We start from the raw sequence: 26498 nt of genomic DNA on the forward strand, positions 1-26498 counted from the left end.
TCTCTAATCCGCCAGAGCCGCCTGTCCTCGCCTGATCGCTTCGTCCAGCGACAGAGTCTCGGCGGGCCGCTCGGCCGCGCAGGCGATGTCCAGCAGTTCCGCCGCATCCCCGCCGGGCGCGGCGGCGTATGGCGGGGCCGGATCGGCCGTCGCCGGGCCTTCGGTCTCGTCGGACTTCAAGGATGCGAAGTCCAGCCGGTCCGCCGTCTTCGCCCGGCAGTCGAAGGCCCATCGCGACCAGCCCCCGACATAGGTCACGTCCCCGACCTTGAACCCCACCTCTGTGACCTGAAGCTCGCGCATCTGGGCCATGTCGCCCGTGCGTTCGATGGAGGCGACGTCGGCGTAGATGGCGAACCGGCCGACGCCGGTCTCGACCAGTTGGGGATCGATCAGGGCCAGCAGCAGGGCGATCATGCGACCAGGGTCTCCGCCTGGTGCAGGTCCACGCTGACGAGCTGGCTCATGCCGCGTTCGGGCATGGTGACGCCGTAGAGACGGTCCATGCGGCTCATGGTCACCGGATTGTGGGTGATCACGATGAAGCGGGTGTCGGTGCGGCTGCGCATCTCGTGCAGCATGCGGCAGAAGCGGTCCACGTTGGCGTCGTCCAGCGGGGCGTCCACCTCGTCCAGCACGCAGACCGGGGCGGGGTTGGCCAGGAAGACGCCGAAGATCAGGGCCGCCGCCGTCAGGGCCTGTTCGCCGCCGCTCATCAGGCTCATGACCGACAGCCGCTTGCCGGGCGGGCAGGCGTAGATCTCCAGCCCCGCCTCCAGCGGATCGTCGCTCTCGACCAGTTTCAACTCGGCCTGGCCGCCGCCGAACAGGGCTTCGAACAGGCTCTTGAAGTTGGCGTTGATGACGTCGAAGGCGGCGACCAGCCGCTCGCGGCCCTCGGCGTTCAGCTCGTCGATGCCGTCGCGCAGCTTGGCGATGGCTTGGGTCAGGTCGATCCGTTCCGACTTCATGCTGTTCAGCCGGTCGCCGTATTCGACCGCCTCGTCTTCGGCGCGCAGGTTGACGGCGCCCAGGGCCTCGCGCTCGCGCTCCAGCCCGTACAGAAGGCTCTCGGCGCCGGCGGCGTCGGGCGGGCGGGCGATGGCGTCGTCGGTCAGTTTACGGCCCAGTTCATCGGGCGACATCTGGGCCGTCTCGCGCAGGGTGGTCTCGGCCTCGGTCAGCTTCTCGGCGGCGGCCTCGGCGCGGGCGGACAGGCCGGCGCGGGCTTCGCGGGCCTGCGACGCGGCGGTCTCGGCGGCGCGGGATGCGCGATCGGCTTCGGTCGCCGCCGTCTCGGCCACGGCCATCGCGTCGGACGAGGCCTGTTTGCGCTGTTCGGCGGCGGTCAGCGTGTCCAGCAGCTTGCCGCGCTGTTCGGCGAAGCCCTGGGGCGCGACCTCGGCCTGTTTCAGCAGGGCGGCGGTCTTGTCCGCGTCCTTGCCCAGGGCGGCGACGCGGGCGGCGCTGTCTTTGGACCGCGTGACCCAGCCGTCGCGGGCGCGAGTCAGGCTGCCCAGCCGCTGCTCGCGGCTTTGACGGTCGCGAGCCTCGGCGTCGCGGTCGGAGCGGGCGGTCTGGGCGGCGAGGCGGGCTGTGTCGGCGGCGGCGCGGGCGGCGGTCAACTCGTCGCGCAAGCCCGACAGGGTCTCCGATGGAGCCTCCGTGGTCTGGGCGGCGTCCAGCGCGGCCTGGGCCTCGGCGACCTCGGCTTGCAGTCGGGTCACCGTGTCGTCCAGGGCCTGGGCGCGGGCCTCGCGGCGGGCCTGTTCGCGGGCCAAGGTCTCGACGCGGTCTCGGGCGGCGGCGACAGCCTTGTCGAGGGCGAAGGGTTTCAGGCGAGCGGCCTTCACCGCCTCCTCGGCGGTGCGGAAGGCGTCGGTGGCGGATTTCTGAGCGGCTAGCGCCAGATCGAGGGCGGGGCGGCCCTTGTCGATGTCGGCCTCCAGCTCTGCCAGCCGCGTGCGCTGGGCCAGGCGGACGGCGGCGGGGCGCGGCGCCTCGGCGCGGCTGACGAAGCCGTCCCAGCGATAGAGGTCGCCGTCGACCGTCACCAGGCGTGCGCCGGGAGGCAGGGCCTGGGCCAGTCGCGCGGCGTCGGCCCTGAGCGCGACGCCGCACAGGGCGAGGCGCGCGGTCAGCTGCTCCGGCGCTTGAACATGGTCGGACAGCGGCGTGACCCCGGCGGGCCAGAACGTGTCAGGGGCGTCCGCCCCGCCCCAATAGGCGGCGGCCTTCGCGTCCAGCGCCGCGTCCAGATCGTCGCCCAGGGCGGCGGCCAGGGCGGCCTCATAGCCCTTGTCGGCGCGGACCTTGTCCAGCGCAGGCGGATGGTCGCGCTTGCCCGTGACCAGCAGCTGGGCCAGGCCCCGCGCCTCGGTCTGCAACCGGCCCAGCCGGTCCTCTGCGGCGCGGGCGGCGGTGCGGGCCTCCTGCTCGGTTCGGGCCAGGTCGCCACGCTTGGCTTCGGCGGCCTCGACGGCCTCGCGGGCGGCGGCGAGGTCGGTCTGGGCCTTCTCAAGCGCCTGGCGGGCGGTCTCCAGCTCGGGCGTCTCCAGCGGACCCAGGGCCTCGCGTTCGCGCTTCGCCTGATCGTGCTGGCCGGTGACGCGGGCCAGCCGGGTCTCGGCGTCGCGCTTGCGCGCGGTCTCGGCGTTGGCGCGGGCTTCGACGGCGGCGAGCGTCCCGGCCAGACGTTCGACTTCGCCGTCGGCGGCCTTGCGGGCGTCCTCGGCGGCGGCAAGGGCCTTGTCCAGTTCGGGGCCGCGCTCGGGGGCGGCGGCGATCTCGGCCTTCAGCCGCGTCAGTTCGTGGTCCAGCCGGTCCAGTTCGCGCTGGGCGTCGGCGGCCATGTTGGTTTCACGCTCGACGTCGGCGGCGATGCGGGCGGCCTCGGCCTTGAGCCGGTCCACCTCGGCGCGGGCGGCCTGTTCGGCCATGTCGAGTCGGTCGCGCTCCAGGCTGGCGCGGTGCAGCAGGGCCGACGCGACGGCGTCCTCCTCGCGCGCTGGCTTCAGGGCTTCCTGAGCGGCCAAGGCGGCCGTCTGTGCGGCGGCGGATGCGGTGGTCGTCTCGGCGACCGCACGGTCGGCGTCGCGCAGTTCCTCGGCGGCGGCTTCGGCGGCCAGTCTGGCGTCGTTCCAGCGGACGAACAGCAGCGCGGCCTGAAGGGCGCGGATCTCGGCGGAGATCTTCTTGTACTTCTCGGCCTGGCGGGCTTCGCGCTTCAGCCGGTTCAGCGCCGTCTCCAGCTCGCGGCCGATGTCGTCCAGCCGGTCCAGATTGGTCTCGGCCGCCTTGAGGCGCAGCTCGGCCTCGTGCCGACGGGTGTGCAGGCCGGCGACGCCGCCCGCCTCTTCCAGGATACGGCGGCGGTTCTGCGGCTTGGCGGCGATCAGTTCGCTGATCTGGCCCTGGCGGACCAGGGCGGGGGAGTTGGCGCCGGTCGAAGCGTCGGCGAACAGCAGCTGGACGTCGCGCGCGCGGACCTCCTTGCCGTTAATGCGGTAGGTCGAGCCCTGGCCCCGGTCGACGCGGCGCGACACCTCCAGCACGGGACTGTCGGTAAAGGGCTGGGGCGCGCGCCGAGCAGCGTTGTCGATGGTCAGGCTGACTTCGGCATGGCTGCGCGGGGGGCGACCCGCCGCGCCGGCGAAGATGACGTCGTCCATGCCCTGGCCGCGCATGGCCTTGGCCGAGTTGGCGCCCATGACCCAGCGCAGGCCCTCAAGGACGTTGGACTTGCCGCAGCCGTTGGGGCCGACAACGCCGGTCAGGCCGGATTCGATATGCACCTCCGCCGGGTCGACGAACGACTTGAAGCCGACGAGCCGGAGGCGCTGGAACTGCATCGTCCTGGCGGACTACCGGAGCAGAGGGTCGATGGCGGCCGAGAGGGCGTCCAGCGAATGGTCGGCGACGGGCTTGCCGTTGACGAAGAAGGCGGGCGTGCCGGCGACGCCGGCTGCATCGGCGCCCGCGATCTGGGCGTCCAGTTCAGCGCGGATGGTCGGGCCGTCCAGGCAGGTCTCGATCTGTTCGCGCGTCTTGCCGCTGGCGGCGATGCCGGCCGCGAACCAGGGTTGAGGCCCCGTGGTGCGCAGATTGGCCTGGTCGCGCATGAAGACGCCCGCCACGTCGAAATAACGTTCGGGCGCGGCGCACAGGGCCACAGCAGCTGCGGCGGCGGCGACATTGGCGGGCTGGGTCGGCAGGTTGCGATGGACCAGCCGAACCTTGCCGGTGTCGATATATTTGGCCTTGAAGGCCGGCAGCACGCTGTTGTGGAAGTCCGCACAGTGCGAGCAGGTGAAGGACGCGTATTCGATCACCGTCACCGGCGCATCCGCACGACCCAGGACATGGTCCTGGGCCGTGACGGGCGGGGGCGCATCGGCGGCGAAGGCCGGCGCCGCCAGACCCGCGGCGGCCAGTGCGACGAAGACCGATAGCGAGAGGGCGGCGCGGCGGATCATCCTATTTGGCCAGTTCGGCGTCGATGGCGGTGGACAGGTCGGCCAGGCTGGCGCCCTCGCCGCCGGGGGTGATGACCTGGGTGTCGTTGACGTAGAAGGCCGGGGTGCCGGTCACGCCCTGGGTGCGGGCGGCCTGGACGCGGGTTTCCATGGCGGCGACGGCGTCCTTGTCGGTGACGCAGTCGTTGAACTGCTGCTCGGACATTCCGGCGGCCTGGGCGGTGCGCAGCAGCCACTCGCGCGGCGACGAGGTCAGCATCTCCTGCTGGGTGGCCATCAGCTGGTGGACGACGTCGAAATACTTGTCCGGGCCGGCGCAGCGCGCGATCAGGAAGCCGGCGGTGGCGGCGTCGACCGGCGGGGTCGGCAGTTCGCGGAAGATGTAGCGGACCTTGTTGGTGTCCACATATTTGGCCTTGAACGCGGGCCAGGTGTTCTTCTGCCACAGGGCGCAGTGGGGGCAGGTGACCGAAGCGTATTCGACCACGGTGACCTTGGCGCCTTCCGGCGCGCCCAGACCCATGTCGCCCTCTGCCGCGCCCTTGGCGCCGCCGCCGCACGCGGCCAGGGCCATAGTCGCCAGAGCGGCGCCGGTGATGGCCGCACGACGGCTCATGCGGACGAAGCGGGATTCAGTGTCGGCCATGGGACTTCCTTGATCGGATCGTTGGCGAATGGTGGCGCGATTCCCCCGGAGCGGCGCAACCCCAGACTAGTCGAGAACAGGTGCGGCGAAGTTTTGTCAATCCTGCCTGTCGGTACGCGAAAGCGCGACGCGGCCCAGGCGGGCGAGGGCGGCGCGGAGATCGTCGGGGGCGGAGGCGATGGAGGCGGCGAGATCTGCCTCGGCCTGGGCAGGCAGGGGCGGCGGCTTGGCGCTGCGTTTGGGGCGCGAGGCGGCGTCTTTCAGCGGGGCGACCGGCCCCTGTGCGATGCGCAGGCGATCGACCGTTCCGGCGCCCAGGAACAGATTGACGCGGGCCAGGATGTCTTCCGACTGATGCTGGATCAGCAGGGCGGCGGCGCCGGCGACGCGCAGCTCCAGCACGCCGGGTTGGCCGCCCTTGCCCTTGGTCAGTTTCTGGGGTCGGGTGACGCGGGCCAGGCGGTCGCCGACGATCTCGCGCCAGCGGGGCTCCAGCGCGCCGGCGCCCCGTCCGAACTGCTCGTCCAGCTTCTTGATCAGGGGCGTCAGCGCCTTGCCCGCGCGCGGCGCCGGCCGGGGGACCGGACGGGTGCGGCGGCGAGACAGAATCTCGCGGACCTCGGCGTCTGTGGGCAGCGTGCGGCGCATGGGTCTATATAGCCCGGTCCATGGCTTGCGTCTCTCCCGACATCGTCCTGATCCGATCCCGGCTGCTGGCCTGGTACGACGCCCATGCGCGCAGCCTGCCGTGGCGGGCGGCCGTGGGCGCGGCGCGGACCGAGCCCTACCGCGTCTGGCTGTCGGAGGTCATGCTGCAGCAGACGACCGTGCCGCATGCGACGCCCTATTTCCACGCCTTCACCACGCGGTGGCCCACGGTGTCGGATCTGGCGGCGGCCGAGGATGCGGAGGTGATGGGGGCCTGGGCGGGGCTGGGCTACTACGCCCGGGCTCGCAACCTGCTGGCCTGTGCGCGGGCGGTGGCGGGCGAGCATGGCGGGGTGTTCCCGGATACGGAGGCCGGCTTGCTGGCCCTGCCGGGGGTGGGCGCCTATACGGCGGCGGCCGTGGCCTCCATCGCCTTCGACCGGGCCGCCAATGTGGTGGACGGCAATGTCGAGCGGGTCATGGCGCGGCTGTTCGCGGTCGAGACGCCGGTCCCGGCCGCGCGACCCGAACTGAGGCGGCTGGCGGGGCTGTTCGTAACCGACGAGCGGCCCGGAGATTGGGCGCAGGCGTTGATGGATCTCGGGGCGACCGTGTGCCGGCCCAAGTCGCCGTCATGCGGGGCCTGTCCTGTGGCGAGCGAATGCCTGGGCCTGGCGAGCGGCGACCCGGCCCGTTTTCCGCTGAAGACCAAGAAGGCGGATCGGCCGCACCGGCGAGGCACAGCCTATGTCCTGGTCGACGATCAGGGTCGGATCGCGGTGGAGACGCGGCCGGACAAGGGGCTGCTGGGCGGAATGCTGGGCCTGCCGACCAGCGACTGGACGACGGACGCGCCGTCAGGGGCAGCCCCGATCGATGCCGATTGGTGCGAGGCGGGGGCGATCGAGCATGTCTTCACCCACTTCAGTCTGACCCTGACGGTGATGACGGCGCGCGGCGAGGCGGACGGTCTGTGGCGCTGGATGCCGGTCGAGGCGGCGCGCGCGGCCCTCCCCACCGTGTTCGCCAAGGCGCTGGATCGGGCGACCGTTGAACCCGATCTATTTTCGTAGTAACAAAAATACGTGCGCATCACCTTCGATCCGAGCAAGCGCGAGCGAACCTTGGCCGAGCGAGGGCTGGATTTCGCCCGGGCGGCGGCTGTGTTCGACGGCGATCATCTGACGTTCGAGGATGATCGTCATGACTATGGAGAACGACGCCTGATCACCATCGGGCCTTTGACTGACAGGATGGTGGTTCTGGTTTGGACGCCGCGCGGCGAGGCGCGCCACGTCATTTCGATGAGGAAGGCCAATGACCGTGAACAACGACGCTACGAAGACCGCCTGGGTCGATCCTGACGACGCGCCCGAGCTGGACGACGCCTGGTTCGAAAAGGCGGATCACCATCGCGGAGAGGTGCTGGTCCGACGGGGCAGACCCAAGGGCGCGGATAAGGTCTCGACCACCATACGGTTCGACGCCGACGTGCTGGCCGCGTTCAAGCAGGACGGCGCCGGGTGGCAGACCCGCATGAACCAGGCTCTACGCGAGTGGCTGGCCAGGAAGTCGGCGGCCTGACAACGCTTGTCACCGCAGGGTGCGGATGGCGACCCTGCCCTGTTTATGATTGGGGATGACGACGGCGCGGCCGCCGGCGTGCTGGATGTTCAGATCGACGACGGAGCCGCCGACTTCCAAGCCGGTGATCCTGAGGCGATCAAGGCCGGCGGGCAGGACGGGGTCGGCCAGATCGACCGTCTCGGTCCAGGCGTCGATGGATAGGCCCAGCGTGGCCTGCAGCATCAGGAAGACCGAACCCGCCGCCCAGGCCTGGGGCAGGCAGGCGACCGGATAGGCGATGGGCGGCTCGCCCGGTTCGCGGGGGAAGCCGCAGAACAGTTCGGGCAGTCGCAGGTGGAAATGGGCGGCGGCGGCGTAGATCTCGGCCAGGATTTCCGAGACGGCCTCGCGCTCTCCGTAGTTGGCCATGCCGGCGGCGGCCATGGCGGTGTCGTGGGGCCAGACCGAGCCGTTGTGATAGCTCATCGGATTGAAGCGGGCCTGACCCAGCTCCAGCGTGCGAATGCCCCAGCCGGTGCGGAACTCGGCCGACAGCAGGCGTTTGGTGACGCGGCGCGCACGCTCCAGCGACGGCAGGCCGGTGAACAGCAGATGGCCGGCGTTGGAGGCGATGGCGCGGCATTGCTCGCCGTCACCGTCCAGGGCGACCGCATAGAAGCCCTCGTCCTCCATCCAGAACCTGTCCTCGACCAGGGCGCGGACCTGTTCGGCGCGCATCCGCCATTCTGTCGCGCGGTCGTCGTGCAGGCGTTCGGCCAGGTCGCCCAGCGCGCGCCAGGCGGCGAAGGCGTAGCCCTGGACTTCCAGCAGGGCGATGGGCCCCTTGGGGAAGCGGCCGTCGGCGTGGAAGATGGAGTCTTCGGAATCCTTCCAGCCCTGGTTGGATAGGCCGGTGTCGGCGCCGCGCTGATAGTCGATCAGGCCGTCGTTGTTGCTGTCGCCATAGTCGCGCATCCAGTCGGCGGCGGCGATCAGATTGGGCCAGAGCGTGCGGATCAGGTCCAGATCGCCGGTGCGGTTGGCGTAGGCGCCGGCCAGGGCCACGAACAGGCAGGTCGTATCGACCCCGCCGTAGTAGAGGCCGAAGGGGACCTCGTGCAGGGCGCTCATCTCGCCGCCGCGCGTCTCGTGCATGATCTTGCCGGGCTGGCTGTCCTGGAACAGCGAGGTCTCGGTCGCCTGGCGGCTGGCCAGATAGGTCAGGACGCCCTTGGCCAGGGACGGGTCCAGCCACAGCATCTGCCAGGCGGCGATGATGCCGTCGCGCCCGAACGGGGTCGAGAACCAGGGCGTGCCGGCATAGGGATAGGGGCCGGTCGGCAGGTCGGTGGTCAGCAGGGCCATGTCTGCCCGCGACTGATCCAGCCAGTCGTTGAAGCGCGGGCTGCGCGGGCCGCGCACCGAGGCGCCGCGCCGGCGCTTGGCGCGCATGGCCAGGCGCGCCTGGACGGCGTTTAGACGCCAGCGCCCGGCGTCCGGCGTCTCGCAGGCATCGACGCCGCATTCGATGAACAGGTCCATCGAGCGCCCCTTGGGCAGGCTGAACATGAATTCGGCGCGCTGGTGCGTCAGGCGGGCGGGCGGCTCGGAGAAGGCGATACAGCTGGAACGATCGACATCGTCCAGGCCGGTGTATCGGAATGTGACGCGGCGGCCGTCGGTGGTCGGGGTGTGGATGGTCCCGCGCTTGGCCCGAGGCGTGCCGCGCACCTGGAAGATGTCGGCGAAGTCGGCACCGAAGTCGAAGGCCAGCGGCAGAAGGATGTCCTCAACGCCATGATTGACCATGCGGATGCGCTCGAACATCCGTCGGCCCCAAAGGAAGCGACGCCGCTCGATATGCAAGACGCCGGCAGGGGCGGACCTGCCGCCCATCGGGGGCAGGGGGCGGTTGGTGGTGTGGCAGGAGAAGAAGACGTTGTCCTGGCTGACGCCGGAAGACAGCCGCGACGGCTTTTGCAGACCGACCGTCATGGCCCAGCGCGACAGGACGCGCGTATCGTCGGCGAACAGGCCGTCGGCGCCGCCCTTCATGTCGCCCCAGCCGTCCGCGACCAGGAAGGTGTCGCCGTCCTTGAGCGCCATCAACTGTTCGAGGCCGGAAGCCTCGACGGTTTCGCCGGCGGTCAGTTGGGTGGAATAGGCGTCGTCCATGCGGTCTCTTCCCCGTCGTTTGAGGCCTCGGCCGAACGTGTCGCACCCGAATGCGGCGCTCAGGGGCCGCTTGAGTGATCAAATGAAGCAGGCGACGGAGAGTTCATCTCCATCGCCTGTTTTTCTTCGATAATCGTCGGCTGCGACGCTTAGGCGATGGCGGCGAAGCTGCGATCTTCTTCGATGGGACGCAAGGGCGTAATCACATTGCCCAGCGGCGCATCGGCGAAGGGACGACGGGCCAGCAGGTCGCCGTAGACATCCAGGTAGCGGCGGGCCATGGCGGTGGCCGAGAACCGCAGGTCGAAACGGGCGCGAACAATCTGGCGGTCCAGCAGATGGGCGCGGCCGGCGGCGGCGATCGCCTGTTCCATCGTGTCCACCAGGAAGCCTGTGGCGCCGTCCTCGATGATCTCGGGCGTCGAGCCGCAGCGGAAGGCGACGACCGGCGTGCCGCAGGCCATGGCCTCGATCATCACCAGGCCGAAGGGCTCAGGCCAGTCGATGGGGAAGAGCAGGGCGTCGGCGCCGCCAAGGAAGGCGGACTTCTGGTGGTCGCCGATCTCGCCGATGAACTCGATCAGGGGATTGCCCTCGACCATCGGACGGATCGTCTCTTCCCAATAGCGTTTGTCGGCGGCGTCCACCTTGGCAGCCATCTTCAGGCGCTTGCCCAGTTTGGTGGCGATTTCGATGGCGCGGTCGGGGCGTTTCTCGGGCGAGATACGGCCCAGGAAGGCGAGGTAGCCCTCGGACTTGGGCGAAAACAGATACTGTTCGCTCGGCATGCCGTGATGGACGGTCGCCTTCCAGTTGGCGAAATGAAGGGGCTTGCGCTGGTCGTCCGAGATGGAGACCAGGCCGAACTCGCTCCAGCGGGCATAAACGCCGGGCAGGTCTTTCATGTCGAGGCGACCATGCAGGGTCGTGATCGTCTTGTCCGCATACTGCCGGAACAGCGGGAAATGGATCATGTCGGTGTGGAAGTGGATCACGTCGAACTCGTTGGCGCGGTCCATCACCTCGCCCAGCATGGACAGGTGGGCGGCGAGGTCGGATTTGAGCGGGGCGGGATCCAGGCGGATGGCCTGATCGCGGACGGGCACCAGACGCGCTTTGGTGTGGGCGTCGGCGCTGGCGAACAGAGTGACGTCATGGCCCAGATCGACCAGGGCGTCGGTCAGATGCGCGACGACGCGTTCAGTGCCGCCATAAAGCTTCGGAGGGACGGCCTCGTAAAGCGGGGTGACCTGCGCGATCTTCATGATGTTGTGCTCCGACCCCGCACCGGCGGGGGCCGCGGACAACAATGGTCTCGCAACTGCGAAGTTCCATCACGACTTGCGAATTTTCACATAGGTTTCGGTGGGTTAAAGCAAAGCTGAGCCCGTTTTCGTGTGCGAAATCGTACGTATCGGCCGCGCATTGCCGGCTAAGTGCTTGATGTGACTGATGCGACGTGGGGTCGCATCCGCTTACATCGCGGCGCGAACCTCGGAGCGCAGGGCGTCGATGGATTTTAGGCCCTGGTCTGTCTTGAAGCGCCAATAGGTCCAGCCGTTGCAGGCGGGGGCGTTTTCCAAGAGGGCGCCCAGTTTGTGAATCGAGCCGCTGAGCGAGCCGGACACCAGCGAGCCGTCCGCGCGGACGCGGGCCTCGCGCTCGCCCTTGGGGCAGTACAGACGGTCGCCGGCGTTCAGCAGGCCGGCCTCGACCAGGGCGCCGAAGGGCACCTTGGGCTCGGCGCGTTTGGAGCCTGTGACGATCAGGTCTTCGGAGCGGGCGGGGATGACCGAGGCGATGCGGGTCTCGGCGACATCGGCATAGGTCTCGTCACGCTCGATGCCGATATAGTGGCGGCCCAGGCGTTTGGCGGCGGCGCCGGTCGTGCCGGTGCCGAAGAAGGGGTCCAGGATCACGTCGCCGGGGCGGGTGGCCGACAGCAGCACGCGGTGCAGCAGGGCTTCCGGCTTTTGCGTCGGATGGGCCTTCTTGCCGTCGGCGTCCTTGATCCGCTCCTCGCCGGTGCACAGGGCGAAGGTCCAGTCGGACCGCATCTGGGTGTCTTCGTTGAAGGCCTTCATCGCATCGTAGTTGAAGGTGTAGCGCTTCTGATCGCGGCTCTTGGCGGCCCAGATCAGGGTTTCGTGGGCATTGGTGAACCGGGTGCCCTTGAAGTTCGGCATCGGGTTGGACTTGCGCCAGATGATGTCGTTCAGCACCCAGAAACCCAGGTCCTGGATCGCCGAACCGAGGCGGAAGACGTTGTGATAGGAGCCGATCACCCAGATCGAACCCTCCGGCTTCAGCACACGGCGGCATTCGGTCAGCCAGGCGCGGGTGAAGGCGTCGTAGTCGGCGAAGCTGGCGAACTTGTCCCAGTCGTCGTCCACAGCGTCGACCTTGGAGTTGTCGGGACGCAGCAGGTCGCCGCCCAGCTGGAGATTATAGGGGGGGTCGGCGAAGACCATATCCACCGAGGCATCGGGCAGGCTCTTCAGCACTTCGATGCAGTCGCCACGGTGAATGACGTCGGTCTTCAGATCGGACATGGAAACGCGGCCCCGGAACAATGAGACCGCTATGGTGAATCCTTGTGGTTAAGGTCGGGTAACCGGCGCGAGGAGATCGCGCCGGTTCCGTTTTTTCTAGGCCAGCATGCGCACCTTGGGCTCGCGATCCCACTGGCGGGTGCGGGCGGGGGCGAGGAAGGCCTTGGCGTCCTTGGACAAATCGATCACGCCTGCGTCCGCCTCGACGCCCGCCTTGTCCAGCAGGGGCTGGGCCTCGGGGGTGTGGCCGACGGCCTTGAGGTGACCGAAGGCGTCCTTGGCGAAGTCGACCGCGGCGCCTTCCTTCAGCAACTGGGCGCAACCGTCCTCGGACAGGACGATGGCGACGGCGTCGAACAGGACTGAAGGGCTGCCGGCCAGCTGACCGTCGGCAGCCAGGGTCTTGCCGCCCTTCAGCTTTGCGCCGCCGATCTTGGGCGCGACGATGAAGACCGAACCGCCGTCGCCCTCGACCGTCGCACGAACGGCGTCGATGACGGCACCGTCGGAGCCGTCGGCGACCAGGATGGCGACCTTTCGGCCCTTCAGCGTGTCGGGATATTTGCCGACGATCCGCAGGGCAGGCGAGGCGGCCAGATCGATGGGGGCGACGGCCGGTTCCGACGCCTTGGGCAAGGGCAGGTTCAGGCCGTCGGCGACGCGCTGGGCTAGCGTCTCATCCACGTTCTGCAGATTGGCCAGAACGCGCTCGCGTACGTGGGACAGAGACACCTTGGACAGTTCAAACACGATGGCGCTGGCCAAATGGGCCTGTTCGATCTCGGTCTGGGAGCGGAAGAAAAGCCGCGCCTGGCTGTAGTGGTCGGCGAAGGTTTCGGCGCGCAGCCGGACCTTCTCGCCTTCGACCGGCACGGGCGCGGTGCGGAAGCCGCCCTTGGGATCTTCGCGCGGGCCGCCGTCCTCGCCCGCCTCGGCCAGGCTGTTGGGTTCATAATTGGCGCGGCCCTTGGGCACGGCCATCTGCATGTGACCGTCGCGCTGGAAGTTCTGGAAGGGGCAGCCCTTGGCCTGGTTGATCGGGATCTGGTGGAAGTTGACCGTGCCCAGGCGCGACAGCTGTGTGTCCTGGTAGGAGAACAGCCGGCCCTGCAGCAGCGGGTCCTCCGAGAAGTCGATGCCCGGCACGATGTTGGTCGGCAGGAAGGCGACTTGTTCCGTCTCGGCGAAGAAGTTGTCGGGGTTGCGGTCCAGGACCATGCGGCCGATCACGCGGATCGGATGATCCTCTTCCGGCACCAGTTTGGTGGCGTCCAGGATGTCGAAGGGCAGGGCGTCGGCCTGTTCCTGGGTGAACAGTTGCACGCCGAACTCCCATTCGGGGAAGTCGCCCTGGTCGATGGCTTCATACAGGTCGCGGCGGTGATAGTCGGGATCGGCGCCGGCGATCTTGACCGCCTCGTCCCAGCAGGTCGACTGCGTGCCCAGCTTTGGCCGCCAGTGGAACTTGACCAGGGTCGTCTCGCCGTCCGCGTTCAGCAGGCGGAAGGTGTTGACGCCGAAGCCTTCCATCATGCGCAGGCTGCGCGGGATGGCCCGGTCCGACATGGCCCACATGATCATATGGGTGCTTTCCGGCATCAGGCCGATGAAATCCCAGAAGGTGTCGTGCGCGCTGGCCGCTTGGGGGTAGCCCTTGTCCGCTTCCATCTTCACCGAATGGATCAGGTCTGGGAACTTGATCGCGTCCTGGATGAAGAAGACGGGGATGTTGTTGCCCACCAGGTCCCAGTTGCCCTCGGTCGTGTAGAATTTGACGGCAAAGCCGCGCACGTCGCGCGGGGTGTCCACAGAGCCCGCGCCGCCGGCGACGGTCGAGAAGCGGGTGAACAGCTCGGTCTTCTTGCCGACCTCGGTCAGGATCTTGGCGGTGGTGACGTCCGACAGGCTGTCGGTCAGTTCGAAGAAGCCGTGCGCGGCCGAGCCGCGGGCGTGGACGATCCGCTCGGGGATCCGCTCATGGTCGAAATGCTGAATCTTCTCGCGAAGGATGAAATCCTCCAGCAGGGTCGAGCCGCGCGGCCCCGCCTTCAAGGAGTTCTGGTTGTCGCTGATCGGCACGCCGTGATTGGTCGTGGTGCGGGTCTCGGGCGTGCTTGCGGTCTGATGCAGTTCGCCGGCGTTGCCGAGCGTGGGCGCACCGGCGGGGGTGGGGGTCTTGGCCATCTGGAACCTTGGGGGCGACGGCGTCGACAGGAGTGCGGCGCGCGTTAACAGCACAACGCGACGGGGATGCGATAGTTCTGTGCGGCATCGCGCACAGGCGGCGCGGTCATCGCCCTCAGAAAAGTTCGCTCCGTACGCGGCGCGCCCTTCGCATGCGGCGAGGCGGAGTCTATGACGCGACGATGATCGCACGCCTTCGCCCCGTTCCATTCGACCTCGGTCCCGTCCATTTCGTCGGCATCGGCGGCATCGGCATGAGCGGCATCGCCGAGATCATGCTGAAGATCGGCTATTCGGTGCAGGGCTCGGACGCCAAGGCCAGCGCCAACACCGAACGCCTGGAGCAGCTGGGCGCTCGCATCTTCATCGGCCATGACGCCGCCCATGTAGGCGAGGGCGTCTCGGCCGTGGTCTATTCGACGGCGGTCAAGGCCGAGAACCCCGAGATGAAGACGGCGCGCGAGCGTCGCATCCCGCTGGTGCGACGGGCCGAGATGCTGGCCGAGCTGATGCGGCTGCAGTTCTCGATCGCGGTCGGCGGCACCCACGGCAAGACGACGACGACCTCGATGGTCGCGGCCCTGCTGGATGCGGCGGGCCTGGATCCGACGGTGGTCAACGGCGGCATCATCAACGCCTATGGCACCAACGCCAAGGTCGGGGACGGCGACTGGATCGTGGTCGAGGCGGACGAGAGCGACGGCAGCTTCCTGCGCCTCAAATCGACGGCGGCCATCGTGACCAATATCGATCCCGAGCACCTGGACCACTACGGCGACTTCGACGGGGTGCGGAAGGCCTTCATCGATTTCGTCGAGAACATCCCCTTCTACGGCTTCGCCGCCGTCTGCCTGGACCATCCGGAGGTGCGGCGGCTGGTCGCCGCCATCGATAACCGGCGGCTGGTCACCTATGGCGTCAATCCGCAGGCCATGGTGCGGGCCGAGAACATCGACATGGGCGCGGACGGCTGCCGCTTCGACGTGGTCTTCCATGGGGCGGGCGCGGACGCCGACGAGACGCGGATCGACGGCCTGTATCTGCCCATGGCCGGGGGGCACAACATCGCCAACGCCCTGGCCGCCATCGCCGTGGCGCGCGAACTGAACGTGGCCGATGAGGCGATCAGGACCGGCCTGGCCGGCTTCGGCGGGGTCAAGCGCCGCTTCACCACGACGGGCGTGGTCGGGGGCGTGCGGATCGTGGACGACTACGGCCACCACCCGGTCGAGATCGCCGCCGTTCTGAAGGCCGCGCGCCAGGTGGTGCAGAACGCCGAGGGCGACGGCCGCGTCATCGCCGTGGTCCAGCCGCACCGCTACACCCGCCTGCGCGACCTGATGGAAGAGTTCTCGACCTGCTTCTCCGACGCCGACGCGGTGATCGTGGCCGACGTCTATGCGGCAGGCGAGGCGCCACTGGACGGGGTGGACAAGCATGCGCTGGTGGACGGCGTCCGCCGCTTCGGTCATCGCTCGGTCCAGGCGCTGGATGGCGTCGAGACCCTGCCGACCGTAATCGCGGGCGAGGCCAAGGCGGGCGATCTGGTCGTCCTGCTGGGCGCCGGCGACATCACGAGCTGGGCCTATGCCCTGCCGGGGCAGTTGGAGGCGTTGAACGGCTGACGGCCCTCGCCTCAGAGATAGGCGAGGATCATGTTGCCTGCGATGAAGGCTAGGAAGCCAGCCATCACAAAGGCGGTGGCGAAGGAGGACAGCCACTCCTGTCGCCCGCGGATGCCGAGCACCTCCTGTTCACTCAGGCCTCCGGCGGCAAGCCGTTTCCGGTCCGCTTCGAACAATGGGATGAGGCAGACGAAACATAGCGCCATCGGCAAGAAGACGATGACCAGTTGAACCAGGCTGGAAAAAGACGCCCGACCTGCGCTGAACCGCCAAAGGAATGAGGTCAGTGCTTCCTGATGGCCCAAAGGGGCGTAGGCGGCGATCAACGAGCTCATTCCGACCAGATACAACAGAGCGTAGACCGCGATCTGGCGCGCCCTCCACTTGATCGGTGGAGGTGGCTGGGTGGGCTCTGAACCAAAGCCTGGCATCTCCTCGCCGAGCAGGAGTTCGCCAGCCGCCTGCTTGCGCCGGATGTGCCAGAACCATCGATAGGTCGCGGCGTGCAGAATGGGCAGGCCGATTACGGCGACGAACCCGACCAGAATCAGGTTCAAGACTTCCTCGGCGGTGATGGCGATCGCAGTGTAGGTGTTTACGGCGTAGACGAGCCCGATCCAGCCCATCAGCATGACCGCCGTCAGAACCATGGAGAAGGCGAGAATCTTGACCACTTGAACGGGTTTCATGACGCGACCCTAGGCGATGCAAGACGGGGCAGGCCAGCGGCCTTCTTCGTCTATGCTTTGACTTCGGCGCCGGCGCCGTTATCGGACATCGCATGACCCTGAGTGACGATCTTCCTTCCGTGCGCGGCAAGCTGCTGTGTGGCGAGCCGCTTGGCCCTTACACCTGGTTCCGGGTGGGCGGCGCGGCCGAGGCCTTGTTCATCCCGGCGGACGCCGACGATCTGGCGGACTTCCTGAAGACGCTGGACCCGGCTGTGCCCGTGACCGTGCTGGGCGTCGGTTCGAACGTCATCGTGCGCGACGGCGGGGTCGAGGGGGTGGTGATCCGCCTGGCCGGCCGGCCTTGGGCGCAGATCACGACGGACGGCGATACGATCACGGCCGGCGCAGGTGCGCTGGATTCCATGGTCGCCAAGGCCTCGGCCAAGGCGGGGATCGCCGGGCTGGAATTCTATGCGGGCATTCCGGGCACTGTCGGCGGCGCCCTGACCATGAACGCCGGCTGTTATGGCTCGGAAACCAAGGACGTGCTGGTTTCGGCCTGGGGACTGAACCGCAAGGGGGAGCGGGTCGATTACGCTCTGGCCGATTTCGGCTACACCTATCGCCATAGCCAAGCCCCGGCCGACATCATCTGGATCGAGGCGACCTATCGTGGCGCACCCGACGCGCCCGAGGCCGTTGCGGCCCGCATCAACGACATCACCAGCCGCCGCGAGACCACCCAGCCGATCAGGGAAAAGACCGGCGGTTCGACCTTCAAGAACCCGCCCGGCCATTCGTCATGGAAACTGGTCGACGAGGCCGGCTGGCGCGGCAAACTGCACGCCGAGACCGGCGGCGGCGCCATGTTCAGCGACCTGCACTCCAACTTCATGATCAACCCCGGCGAGGCCACCGCCGCCGACATCGAAGGCCTCGGCGAGGCCGTGCGCGCCGATGTCCTGACCAAGACCGGCGTTCAGCTGGAGTGGGAGATCAAGCGGATCGGCCGAGTGCGCTGATCCCAGCATTAATTGCGCGCTTGCCGCGAATGATTGACGGCCTGTTAAACATGTAGGCGGCAATCGGATACACCATGGCACGCGCTTTCAAAGACCTTCATGTCGCCGTCCTGATGGGCGGGCTTTCCGCAGAGCGGGAGGTTTCGCTGTCGTCGGGCGAGCAGTGCGCGCAGGCGCTGGAGCGACAGGGCGTACGCGTCAGCCGCGTGGACGCCGGGCGCGACCTGGCCAATGTGCTGTCCGGCCTGATCAAGCCCGATGTCGTGCTGAACTGTCTGCACGGCGCCTGGGGCGAGGACGGCTGCGTCCAGGGCGTGTTGGAGACGCTGCGGATTCCCTATACGCATTCCGGCGTGCTGGCCTCGGCCCTGGCGATGGACAAGGACAAGTCAAAGGCCGTCTTGCGGGCGGCCGGCATCAAGGTTCCGGGCGGAGGTCTGTATGATCGCCACGAGGTCGCCAGCCGCCACGTTATCGACCCGCCCTACATCATCAAGCCGAATGCCGAAGGCTCGTCCGTCGGGGTCTTCCTGGTGCCCGAAGGAGCCAACGGCCCTCAGGCTGAGGTCGGCTATCCGGAATGGCCCTATGGCGAGCAGGTCGTGGTCGAACCCTATATCGCCGGCAAGGAGCTGTGCGTCACGGTGCTGGGCGAACCAGCCGGGCCGCGCGCCCTGACCGTCACCGACATCACCCCGACCAAGGGTTTCTACGACTACGAGGCCAAATATGCGCCGGGCGGTTCGGTGCATGTCCTGCCCGCCGTCCTGCCTGCCGCTGTGTTCGAAAAGGCCCTGCGCCAGGCCGAGGCTGCGCACGTCGCCATGGGGTGCCGGGGCGTGTCCCGATCCGACTTCCGTTATGACGATGTTAAGGACGATCTGGTCCTGTTGGAGGTCAATACTCAGCCCGGCATGACCCCGACCTCGCTCGCGCCCGAGCAGGCGGCCCATACCGGAATGAGCTACGATGATCTGGTTCGTTGGATGGTGGAGGACGCCTCATGCCCGCGGTAGTTCGCGGCGGTCGGCGACAGAGTTCTAATCAGGCTCCCCAACGCGGCGCGGCTCCCAAAGGGGGAGGGCGGTCGCGTGGCGGGGCCAAGAACGCGTCCGCCATTCCCGGCAAGATGGCCGCCATCGGCCGTATCGACATTTCCCCCCGCACCGCCGTGATCGCCCTGGGCGCCGGTGCGCTGCTGCTGGTCGGCGTTCTGGCCACGGGCGCCCGCGCCGAGCGTATCGGCGCCTCGGTCTCGCACGGGGTCGACAATCTGACGGCGGGCATGGGTCTGACGCTCAAGCGCGTGCATATCACCGGCGCCTCGTCCGAGGCCGAGCCGGCGATCCAGCAGGCCCTGGGCCTGTATTCCGGCCAGCCGATCACCAGCTTGGATCTGGACGCCATTCGCGACCGGGTTCAGGGCGTGGGCTGGGTCAAGGAGGCGCGCGTGGTGCGCCTGTTGCCCGACACCCTGATCGTCGAGGTCAAGGAACACGACCGCCTCGCGGTCTGGCAGGAAGCCGGTCAGATCAAGGTCATCGACGCGCGGGGCGAAGTGATCACGGGCGCCGACGCGCGCCGATATCCGACCCTGCCGCTGGTCGTGGGCAAGGGCGCCGATGTCGCGGCGGGCGAGATCCTGCCGCTTCTGGCCCAACGTCCGCGCCTGATGGGGATGGTGGACGCCCTGGTGCGCGTGGACGAGCGCCGCTGGGATCTGCGTTTGAAGGATGGCAGCCTGATCCAGCTGCCCGCCACCGAACAGGAGGCGGCCCTGATCCGCCTCGATGCGCTGGACCAGCGCGAACGCCTGCTCGACCTGGGCTTCGCCCGTGTCGATCTCAGAACCCCGGACGAGGTCGCGGTGCGACCCACCGGCGACGCCTAGGAACATCAAGATCATGACCAAGCAACGCGGAGCGGCGAACGATCAGGGTCGGGGCATGGATCCTCGCGCCGGTCGCGCGCCCGTGATCGCCGCGCTGGACATCGGCCAGTCCAAGGTCTCGTGCTTCATCATGAAGCCCGACGGCGTGCGTCACGCCGACCGCACCATCCGCGTCGCCGGCGCGAGCCACGTCCAGTCCAAGGGCGTCAAGGGCGGGGCGATCATCAATATGGACGAGGCCGCCCAGGCCATCGGCCATGCCGTCGAACGCGCCGAGCGCGCGGCCCAGAGCCCGGTCTCCGGCGTCGTCGTGACGACCGCCATCGGCCAGATGGCCAGCCACCGGGTGCAGGCGCGGGTGTCGCTGGGCGCCAATCCGGTCGGGGACGCCGATCTGGCGCGCGCCATCGGCATGGCCCTGGCCCAGATCCGCCTGCCCAACCGTCGGCCCATCCACGTCCTGCCCATCGCCTGGTCGGTCGACGGCGCGCGCGGCGTGCATGATCCGCGTTCGATGCGCGGCGGTTCGCTGGGGCTGGACCTGCTGGTCGTGTCCATGGCCGAGAACGTCTTCACGACCCTGAGCCACTGCCTGGAGCTGGCGCATCTGGACCTGCAGGGCGTGGCCGCCGCGCCCGTCGTATCGTCGTTGGCTGCGCTGGAAGAGGACGAGATGGACCTGGGCGCCGTCTGCATCGACATGGGCGGCGGCTCGACCAGCGCCGCCGTGTGGGGTGGTCGGTCCCTGCTGCATATCGAAAGCCTGAACGTCGGCGGCGATCACGTCACGTCCGACATCGCGCGCGGCCTGTCCACGTCAAAGGCCGGGGCCGAACGGTTGAAGACGCTGCACGGTTCGGCCATGGCCAGCGCCAACGAGGACCGCGAAATGCTGGAGGCCCCGCCGCGCGGCGAGGACGCCTCCGCCGGCCCGGTCATCGTCCCGCGCGCCATGCTGAAGACCGTCATCGCCCCCCGCGTCGAGGAAACTCTCGAACTGCTGCGCGATCGACTGAAGAACGCCGGCGTGGGCCTGGAGCCCGGGGCGGGCCTGGTCCTGACCGGCGGCGCCAGCCAGCTGAACGGCGTGCGCGAACTGGCGGTGCGCGTCTTCGACCGCCCCGTCCGCCTCGGAAAACCCCAACGGGCGCCACATTTGGCCGACGCCGCCTCCGGCCCCGCCTTCTGCGCCACCGCCGGCGTCCTGCTCCGCGCCGCCTACGGCCCGCGCGAGGCGGTGTCCGCCAGAAAACTGATGGCGCGCCAGATTACGGCGGCGGATGCGCCCCGGATTCACCGCGGCAACGTGGTGGGGCGAGTGGCGGGTTGGCTGCGCGAAAATCTTTAAGCGTCCTCCCTCTGCTGGACGCAAAGGTGTCCTCTCAATCCATGATCGGTAGTGTCTCAGTCTTGAGGCGGCTTGAGCGCGCGCAGGCGGCAGGGTGACGCGCGCTGGCTAAGGTACGGCGCTTGGTGAGCGGACTGGTTGCCGCGGGGCCTTAAAAAAGAAAGGGCGGCAGGAGAACCTGCCGCCCTTTCCTTCTTCAGTCGCCGAAGCGACGTCGGATTAGAACGAGTAGGAAACCGTGAAGGTCGCCGACCGGCCCTGCCAGTCATACTGGCTGGCCAGAGGCGTATTGCCGATACGGCTCGATCCGCTCTGAGCCGACACCAACGGGGGGTTTTCGTCGAAGATGTTCCGGATACCCAGTTGGATGGTGACATCATCCATACGGCGACGGATCGACATGTTGTGGCTCATGTAGAACGGCGTGGCGCGTTGATACCAAACCGGCTGACCCAGGTAGGTGCCCGTGTTCCCCGGAACTGCGAAGAACGGTGCGTTGTCCGTCTCTCCCACGAAGTCGATGCTGTAGAAGCCGGTCCAGTCACCCCGATCAAAACGAGCCGAAGCCTGGCCGTTCAGTTCCGGATTGCCGATCTGACCTTCCAGTTGCGAAGCTTCAGCATCGCCGAACGTCTGTTGCGTCCAGTCCAAGATGTAGCTCGCGCGTGCGTTCAGTGTCAGGTCACCGGCCGCGAACTCCTTGGTGTAGCGGACGTTCAGGTCCAGGCCTTCGCTCATCTGCTGCGAGATGTTCACGTAGCTGTCGTTGACGTCCAGGATCTGCAGATAGCGGGTCGAGTCCGGGTTCAGATCGCGGGTGAACAGTTGGCAGAGCGCTTCATTGGGGAAGTTCTCCGAGGTCAAGCAACCCGACACGATGTTGCCGGCGCCGAACTGGGCCACCTGATCGTTGATCTCGATCTTCCAGTAATCCAGAGCGATGCTGAGGTTGGTGAACGAGGGCGTCCAGATGAAGCCCACCGAAGTCGACTTCGCGGTTTCCGGGTCCAGGATGCCGGCGCCACCGCCCGTGGTGATCAGAGCGGAAGACGCACCTGCCGCGCCGTACTCTTCCGGAACGCCGGAAGCCAGGCAGTTGGCCTTCAGCACGTCATTGCTGGAGTCCTGATAGTTGATGCAGGGGTCGATGTTGGTTTGGGCGAGGAAGCTGGTCTGGTTGGCCAGGAACAGTTCGTACAAGGCCGGCGCGCGGAACGACGTGCCGTACGATGCGCGAAGCCGATACTCCGGCGTGATCGCCCAGTTCAATCCGACCTTGTAAGTCGAGTTCTCACCATACGAGTCGTAGTCCGAGTAACGACCCGAGACGTTCAGCGTGAGTTCGTTGGCCAGCGGCAAGGCTCGCAGCAGCGGGATGTCCAACTCGCCGAACAGTTCCTTCACGGTGTCCGAGCCAGTCGTGCGGCCGGCTGCGGTTTGGCCCCAGAGGTTGCCGTTACGCTGTTGCTCACCGGGATTGTCGTCGATCTCTTCCTTGCGGACGTGGAAGCCCAGAGCGACGCCCAGCGGACCGGCCGGCAGGTTGAACAGCTCGCCGGAGATCACACCTTCGATGTAGGAGTGTTCGTAGGTCGTGGTGCCGGTCTCGTAGCCCAACAGGAAGGCTTCTTCCTCGGCAGTCAGTTGACCGTTTTCGACTAGGTTCTGGCTATACCAGTTCACGCCGCCGGTGGGGCAAGCGCTCGCCGTTTGCAGAATGAAGAGGTCGCAATTTCCGGCTGCGACGAACTCGTCATCGCGGAACGCACCGGCGTTGCCTTCCAGATCTTCGCCGAACCAAGCCAGCAGGCCCGCCGCAGCTTCTACGCGGTCATTGTAGAAGAAGTTGCCGCCGTAGGTGCCCTTCGAGCGGCTGTATTGCCCCGCCAGTTCCCAGTCCCAAGTCCGGTTGGCGAACTGGAAGTCACCGCGGAAACCGCCCACGCCACGCCAGTACTCGACTTCCTGCTTGTCGTCCGAGTTCACCAGGGCGACCGGGGTCGTGTAGTGGCACGCAATGCCGCTGGTGCCGTTGCAGACGCCGCCAAACGGATTGAGCGTGTGCATCGGTGACGTGGCGGGAAACAGCTGACGCCAGCTGTGTTGCTCGGATTCACGCTTGTTATACAGCAGTTCGCCGAACATCTCGATGTTCGGGGTCAGGTCGTAACCGCCGAACAGGCTGAGGCTGGTGCGCTTCACGGGCGAGATGGCGGTCCGGCTGTCGTAGCGATCGCTATGCAGCGGGTATTCGGCAGTGGCGGCGCGACGGACGGCTGTCGGCTGAGCGGTGATCGAGCAGGCGCCGGTGCCGCCGGCGACCAGATGGAAGCCTGCGATGTCGCAACCGGTATAGCCGCCACCGGCGACCGCCGAGGAGCTGAAGATGTAATCGCCCGCGCGGGCGATACCGGCGGTGGCCTGCTGGGTCCGCAGGATTGCGTTCAGCGTACCCGTGCACTTGTAGGTGCCGGTGGTCGGATCAATGACGTCGCCGCGGATCGTCAGGTTCTCGTCGAGGAAGTTGAACTCCTGCGGGCACTGGAAGTAGTCACGATCGCCGAACAGCAGTTCCTTGCGCTCATAGTAGTCGGCGCCAGCGGTGATGTAGCCGCGATCGAACGATTTTCCGAAGCTGCCGTTGACCCGATATTCTTCACCGCCGCCTTCGAGAGGCTGGTTGGTGTAGAACTCGACGTTGCCGCCGTCTTGGTTGGTCTTGGTGATGATGTTGATGACGCCGGCGACGGCGTCGGAGCCGTAGATCGAAGATGCGCCATCGGTCAGGATTTCAACCCGCTCAATTTGAGACGACGGAATCGTGTTCAGGTCGGTCGGGCCGACCGTGCCCCGCACGCCGGCGGGACCGACGCGACGGCCATTAACCAGCACCAGGGTGCGCTGTTCGCCCAAACCGCGCAGCGAGATCGTGTTGACGCCTGGTCCGCCGGTGGTGACGAAGCCCGTGAAGAAGTTGTTGATCTGGGTCGCGTTGTTCGCGGCTGAGGAGGACTGGAGAATCTCGGTCGTGTCAGCCAGCCCTTCCAGAGCGGCCTGTTCCGAGGTGATGACCTGAATAGGCTGCGAGCTGCTGTACTCGCTGCGGCGGATGCGCGTTCCGGTGACTACGACTTCCTCGACCTGAGCGGCTTCTTCTTGCGCCTGCTGGTTCTGGCTAGTCTGCGACTGTGCCATCGCCAGCGACGGAGCCATGATCGCCATGCCGGCGATGATGGTGGTCGCAAGCAGATTTTTCCGACTGCAATTCATGGTTCAGATTCCCCAACAACAAATATAAATTCAGCACGTCGCGACGCGCTGAAGGACACCGCTGTTCTTGCAATGAATGTGGGCGGGGACCAAGGTAAATGTGTTCGTTGGGTGTCAAGTTGATGTCGAATGTCACTTTGATATCACGCAGCGGTAATAAAATCTGATGGTATGGCGATGCGTTGACTACGATCATGAGCGGCGCTTGCCTGGCAGGGGGTAGAATGTTTGGATATGTAGGTTGCGGCTTTAGTAGCTTGCGAGGGGGCATGTTAGAGACATGAATTTAAAGATGAAATGGTGGAGCCCTCTGGCTATCGCTGCAGCGGCGTTAATCGGATCCGTACAGTCCGCCGCCGCGATAGCGACCTCCGCAGAAGCGAGTGTGCCGACGGCGGAAGCTTTTGCGCGCCGTCCTGCCATCGGGTCTGTCGATGTTTCGCCGGACGGGAAACATGTTGTGGCCGTAATATCGCCAGATGGGAAAAAGCGGGTCGTCGCCATATGGGACACCGCCGACATGGAAAAGGCTCCGTTCATCATCGGTTCGGACGATGAGCGTGCCGATGTGGTCGGGGCGCAGTTTATAAAGAACGACCGGCTTTTCGTTTCCACGCAGCAGCTGAGGGATTTCAACCCATTCACGGGCCAGCGTGAGCGCAGCTTCCTGCAGCGGTCGCTGATCTTGACCCTGGAGGGGCAGCCCGCCCGCACCTCGCTTCAGTTCGACGGCCTGAGCGACACGCAGCAGGCTGTCGTGGGCGTCGGTCGCCTGATCAGCGACCTCCCACAGGACCCGCAGAACATCATTGTCGCCGACCCAATGCGCGGGGACAAATATCGCCTCAATCTTTACAGCGGGCGTGCAGAGCGTATCGAGCGGGGCTCGGAGCGCTTCAGTAGCGAAATCGCAGACATGAATGGCGATATCCGCGCCAAGTCTGAGTTCGATTTTGACAACGGGGCCGCCTATATCGGTCAGTGGTTGAAGCACCCCGACACAGGCGAATGGGCGGAGCATTTCCGTTATTACGCCCGCGACCGTCAGCCGATCGAGATTGCCGGCTTCTCCAACGATCCGAACATCGTATTCGTCAGCAAGACGGAAGGGCGCGATCGGTCGGCGATTTACGAGTACAAGATTCGCGAGCGCCAGTTCGGTGACGTCGCTTTTGCTCACCCCTTGTTCGACGCCACTGGTGTGGTGCGCTCGCGCGCCAAGGCTGATTTCGGCGAAGTCGTCGGTTTCGCCTATGACGGCGAACGTCCACGCACCTTCTATACCGACCCGAACCTGGATCAGGCATATAAGGATCTGCGTCAGGCGCTTAACATCACGACCGTGCCGGTCTCCTGGACCGACATCGAAACCGGCGAACGCAGCCGGTTTTCCGTCGGCGATGGCGCGGATATTTCCCTGACGGCGACCTCCGATGACCGCTCAGTCATTATAATAGCAAAGTCCGGGCCGCGCGTGCCGCCTGAGTATTACATCCTCGCCGGCGGGAGAGTGCGTCTGCTCGGGCGGGCTTATCCCGAACTGCAGGCTGCGACGTTGGGCGACACAACGCTGATCCAGTACGAAGCGCGCGACGGTCTTATGATTCCGGCCTTCCTGACCAAGCCGGATCCGGCCGCCTATGGCGCAGGCCCGTATCCGACAATCATTACGCCGCACGGTGGTCCGTGGGCGCGTGACAACCTGTCGTGGGATGTCTCCGGCTGGACGCAGTATTTCGCAGCGCGTGGCTACGCCGTCCTTCAACCGCAGTTTCGCGGATCACAGGGATGGGGTGAGCGTCTGTGGCGCGCGGGAGACCGTGAATGGGGCCGCAAGATGCAGGACGATAACGACGATGCCGCGCGCTATCTGATCGCCCAAGGCGTGGCGGCGCCGGATCGGATCGCAATGCACGGCTACTCCTATGGCGGCTACGCTTCCATGATGGCTGCAGTTCGCTCGAACAACATCTATCAGTGCGCCGCCGCCGGCGCTGGCCCCGCGACGATCGCTCTCTTCAAGAAGGGTACGTTCAACAGTCGTTTTCTGCGGGAATTCCAGCACCCTACAGCTGATGGTGAAGACCCGCTGCGTCGCGTCAACGAGATCAACGTTCCGTTGTTCCTGTATACAGGCGACCGCGACACACGGGTTCTTCCGGCGGAATCGGAAGCAATGGCGGCGGCCATGCGGTCCGCCGGAAAACCGGTGAAGCTGACCATCCTTCCCGACATGGAGCATACGCTGAATACTTGGACGCCGGAAAACTTCGCGAGCATCCTCACGAGCGTAGAGACCTTCTTCAAAAACGACTGCGGCCCAGGCGGCCTGTAAGCCGCTGAGTTTCGCGACTTGAAGGGGGCGAGCCGCAGGCTCGCCCCCATTTTTATGGGTAAAGCACCGGCGAAGCTGGCTTTTATGCTT

20 protein-coding genes are annotated in these 26498 nt (G+C 66.8%); 9 read left to right on the forward strand and 11 right to left on the reverse strand.

All coding sequences use genetic code 11. The features are described from left to right. Positions 1 to 3: 3 nt before the first annotated feature. The 5 genes from EGY25_RS10830 to EGY25_RS10850 form a co-directional block, all read right to left on the reverse strand. Positions 4 to 417 (reverse strand): surface-adhesin E family protein, encoded by a 414-nt coding sequence (locus EGY25_RS10830; protein ID WP_135194974.1) that lies wholly within the window; start codon positions 415 to 417, stop codon positions 4 to 6. Next, on the reverse strand, positions 414 to 3851 hold the full coding sequence (gene smc, locus EGY25_RS10835; RefSeq protein WP_135194975.1) for a chromosome segregation protein SMC: 3438 nt from the start codon (positions 3849 to 3851) through the stop codon (positions 414 to 416). Before smc ends, EGY25_RS10830 begins: the two co-directional genes overlap by 4 nt. 12 nt (positions 3852 to 3863) lie before the next feature. After that, complete coding sequence (locus tag EGY25_RS10840; protein WP_135194976.1) at positions 3864 to 4475, reverse strand: thioredoxin domain-containing protein; 612 nt, start codon at positions 4473 to 4475, stop codon at positions 3864 to 3866. A gap of 1 nt (position 4476) precedes the next feature. Continuing rightward, positions 4477 to 5121: a DsbA family protein gene (locus EGY25_RS10845; protein ID WP_135194977.1), complete on the reverse strand. Its 645-nt coding sequence runs from the start codon at positions 5119 to 5121 to the stop codon at positions 4477 to 4479. A gap of 96 nt (positions 5122 to 5217) precedes the next feature. Next, positions 5218 to 5769: a DUF721 domain-containing protein gene (locus tag EGY25_RS10850; protein ID WP_135194978.1), complete on the reverse strand. Its 552-nt coding sequence runs from the start codon at positions 5767 to 5769 to the stop codon at positions 5218 to 5220. 20 nt (positions 5770 to 5789) lie between these two features. Between EGY25_RS10850 and mutY the strand changes: the two genes are divergently transcribed. Genes mutY through EGY25_RS10865 form a run of 3 tightly spaced genes read left to right on the forward strand, consistent with a single transcriptional unit; the run spans position 5790 to position 7353 of the window. Then, positions 5790 to 6842 (forward strand): A/G-specific adenine glycosylase, encoded by a 1053-nt coding sequence (mutY, locus tag EGY25_RS10855; RefSeq protein ID WP_135194979.1) that lies wholly within the window; start codon positions 5790 to 5792, stop codon positions 6840 to 6842. A gap of 12 nt (positions 6843 to 6854) precedes the next feature. Next, a complete protein-coding gene (locus EGY25_RS10860; protein WP_135194980.1) occupies positions 6855 to 7133 on the forward strand; it encodes a BrnT family toxin in 279 nt (92 codons plus the stop codon). Next, positions 7087 to 7353, forward strand: a complete 267-nt coding sequence (locus EGY25_RS10865) for a BrnA antitoxin family protein (protein WP_135194981.1) — start codon at positions 7087 to 7089, stop codon at positions 7351 to 7353. The genes EGY25_RS10860 and EGY25_RS10865 overlap by 47 nt, the downstream gene beginning before the upstream one ends. 9 nt (positions 7354 to 7362) lie before the next feature. Here EGY25_RS10865 and EGY25_RS10870 read toward each other — a convergent pair whose 3' ends face one another. The 4 genes from EGY25_RS10870 to EGY25_RS10885 all read right to left on the reverse strand — a co-directional run bounded on the left by EGY25_RS10870 (position 7363) and on the right by EGY25_RS10885 (position 14246). Continuing rightward, positions 7363 to 9510 (reverse strand): amylo-alpha-1,6-glucosidase, encoded by a 2148-nt coding sequence (locus tag EGY25_RS10870; RefSeq protein WP_135194982.1) that lies wholly within the window; start codon positions 9508 to 9510, stop codon positions 7363 to 7365. 149 nt (positions 9511 to 9659) lie between these two features. Beyond that, positions 9660 to 10775 carry a glycosyltransferase family 4 protein gene (locus tag EGY25_RS10875; protein ID WP_135194983.1) on the reverse strand — a complete coding sequence of 372 codons (1116 nt, stop codon included), beginning with the start codon at positions 10773 to 10775 and terminating at the stop codon, positions 9660 to 9662. 210 nt (positions 10776 to 10985) lie between these two features. Next, on the reverse strand, positions 10986 to 12062 hold the full coding sequence (locus EGY25_RS10880; protein WP_135194984.1) for a site-specific DNA-methyltransferase: 1077 nt from the start codon (positions 12060 to 12062) through the stop codon (positions 10986 to 10988). A 96-nt stretch (positions 12063 to 12158) separates the two neighbouring features. Beyond that, complete coding sequence (locus EGY25_RS10885) at positions 12159 to 14246, reverse strand: catalase (RefSeq protein ID WP_135194985.1); 2088 nt, start codon at positions 14244 to 14246, stop codon at positions 12159 to 12161. Positions 14247 to 14428: 182 nt separating this feature from the next. Between EGY25_RS10885 and murC the strand changes: the two genes are divergently transcribed. Further along, positions 14429 to 15871: a UDP-N-acetylmuramate--L-alanine ligase gene (murC, locus tag EGY25_RS10890; protein ID WP_135194986.1), complete on the forward strand. Its 1443-nt coding sequence runs from the start codon at positions 14429 to 14431 to the stop codon at positions 15869 to 15871. Positions 15872 to 15882: 11 nt separating this feature from the next. On the opposite strand, the gene EGY25_RS10895 is transcribed toward murC, so the two are convergent. Beyond that, positions 15883 to 16560, reverse strand: a complete 678-nt coding sequence (locus EGY25_RS10895) for a hypothetical protein (RefSeq protein ID WP_135194987.1) — start codon at positions 16558 to 16560, stop codon at positions 15883 to 15885. A 92-nt stretch (positions 16561 to 16652) separates the two neighbouring features. On the opposite strand from EGY25_RS10895, the gene murB reads away from it, so the two are divergent. The 4 genes from murB (at position 16653) to ftsA (ending at position 20803) form a co-directional block, all read left to right on the forward strand. Beyond that, the gene (gene murB / locus EGY25_RS10900; protein WP_135194988.1) at positions 16653 to 17564 is read left to right on the forward strand and encodes a UDP-N-acetylmuramate dehydrogenase; all 912 of its coding nucleotides are present in this window, start codon (positions 16653 to 16655) and stop codon (positions 17562 to 17564) included. 74 nt (positions 17565 to 17638) lie between these two features. After that, positions 17639 to 18580 carry a D-alanine--D-alanine ligase gene (locus tag EGY25_RS10905; RefSeq protein ID WP_135194989.1) on the forward strand — a complete coding sequence of 314 codons (942 nt, stop codon included), beginning with the start codon at positions 17639 to 17641 and terminating at the stop codon, positions 18578 to 18580. Next, positions 18568 to 19455, forward strand: a complete 888-nt coding sequence (locus tag EGY25_RS10910; RefSeq protein WP_209308034.1) for a cell division protein FtsQ/DivIB — start codon at positions 18568 to 18570, stop codon at positions 19453 to 19455. The genes EGY25_RS10905 and EGY25_RS10910 overlap by 13 nt, the downstream gene beginning before the upstream one ends. A 55-nt stretch (positions 19456 to 19510) precedes the next feature. After that, positions 19511 to 20803: a cell division protein FtsA gene (gene ftsA / locus EGY25_RS10915; protein ID WP_135195618.1), complete on the forward strand. Its 1293-nt coding sequence runs from the start codon at positions 19511 to 19513 to the stop codon at positions 20801 to 20803. Between the two features lie 219 nt (positions 20804 to 21022). Here ftsA and EGY25_RS10920 read toward each other — a convergent pair whose 3' ends face one another. Next, positions 21023 to 24073: a TonB-dependent receptor plug domain-containing protein gene (locus EGY25_RS10920; RefSeq protein ID WP_135194990.1), complete on the reverse strand. Its 3051-nt coding sequence runs from the start codon at positions 24071 to 24073 to the stop codon at positions 21023 to 21025. Positions 24074 to 24353: 280 nt separating this feature from the next. On the opposite strand from EGY25_RS10920, the gene EGY25_RS10925 reads away from it, so the two are divergent. Beyond that, on the forward strand, positions 24354 to 26408 hold the full coding sequence (locus EGY25_RS10925; RefSeq protein ID WP_135194991.1) for an alpha/beta hydrolase family protein: 2055 nt from the start codon (positions 24354 to 24356) through the stop codon (positions 26406 to 26408). Positions 26409 to 26498 lie beyond the last annotated feature (90 nt).

The sequence above is a fragment of the Brevundimonas intermedia genome, assembly GCF_004614235.1.
In the GTDB taxonomy this organism is placed as follows: domain Bacteria; phylum Pseudomonadota; class Alphaproteobacteria; order Caulobacterales; family Caulobacteraceae; genus Brevundimonas; species Brevundimonas intermedia_A.

Coding starts and splice junctions, on each gene's coding strand:
- EGY25_RS10830 (WP_135194974.1), bottom strand. CDS start 417: ATGATCGCCCTGCTGCTGGCCCTGATCGATCCCCAACTGGTCGAGACC.
- smc (WP_135194975.1), bottom strand. CDS start 3,851: ATGCAGTTCCAGCGCCTCCGGCTCGTCGGCTTCAAGTCGTTCGTCGAC.
- EGY25_RS10840 (WP_135194976.1), bottom strand. CDS start 4,475: ATGATCCGCCGCGCCGCCCTCTCGCTATCGGTCTTCGTCGCACTGGCC.
- EGY25_RS10845 (WP_135194977.1), bottom strand. CDS start 5,121: ATGGCCGACACTGAATCCCGCTTCGTCCGCATGAGCCGTCGTGCGGCC.
- EGY25_RS10850 (WP_135194978.1), bottom strand. CDS start 5,769: ATGCGCCGCACGCTGCCCACAGACGCCGAGGTCCGCGAGATTCTGTCT.
- mutY (WP_135194979.1), top strand. CDS start 5,790: ATGGCTTGCGTCTCTCCCGACATCGTCCTGATCCGATCCCGGCTGCTG.
- EGY25_RS10865 (WP_135194981.1), top strand. CDS start 7,087: ATGACCGTGAACAACGACGCTACGAAGACCGCCTGGGTCGATCCTGAC.
- EGY25_RS10870 (WP_135194982.1), bottom strand. CDS start 9,510: ATGGACGACGCCTATTCCACCCAACTGACCGCCGGCGAAACCGTCGAG.
- EGY25_RS10875 (WP_135194983.1), bottom strand. CDS start 10,775: ATGAAGATCGCGCAGGTCACCCCGCTTTACGAGGCCGTCCCTCCGAAG.
- EGY25_RS10880 (WP_135194984.1), bottom strand. CDS start 12,062: ATGTCCGATCTGAAGACCGACGTCATTCACCGTGGCGACTGCATCGAA.
- EGY25_RS10885 (WP_135194985.1), bottom strand. CDS start 14,246: ATGGCCAAGACCCCCACCCCCGCCGGTGCGCCCACGCTCGGCAACGCC.
- murC (WP_135194986.1), top strand. CDS start 14,429: ATGATCGCACGCCTTCGCCCCGTTCCATTCGACCTCGGTCCCGTCCAT.
- EGY25_RS10895 (WP_135194987.1), bottom strand. CDS start 16,560: ATGAAACCCGTTCAAGTGGTCAAGATTCTCGCCTTCTCCATGGTTCTG.
- murB (WP_135194988.1), top strand. CDS start 16,653: ATGACCCTGAGTGACGATCTTCCTTCCGTGCGCGGCAAGCTGCTGTGT.
- EGY25_RS10905 (WP_135194989.1), top strand. CDS start 17,639: ATGGCACGCGCTTTCAAAGACCTTCATGTCGCCGTCCTGATGGGCGGG.
- EGY25_RS10910 (WP_209308034.1), top strand. CDS start 18,568: ATGCCCGCGGTAGTTCGCGGCGGTCGGCGACAGAGTTCTAATCAGGCT.
- ftsA (WP_135195618.1), top strand. CDS start 19,511: ATGGATCCTCGCGCCGGTCGCGCGCCCGTGATCGCCGCGCTGGACATC.
- EGY25_RS10920 (WP_135194990.1), bottom strand. CDS start 24,073: ATGAATTGCAGTCGGAAAAATCTGCTTGCGACCACCATCATCGCCGGC.
- EGY25_RS10925 (WP_135194991.1), top strand. CDS start 24,354: ATGAATTTAAAGATGAAATGGTGGAGCCCTCTGGCTATCGCTGCAGCG.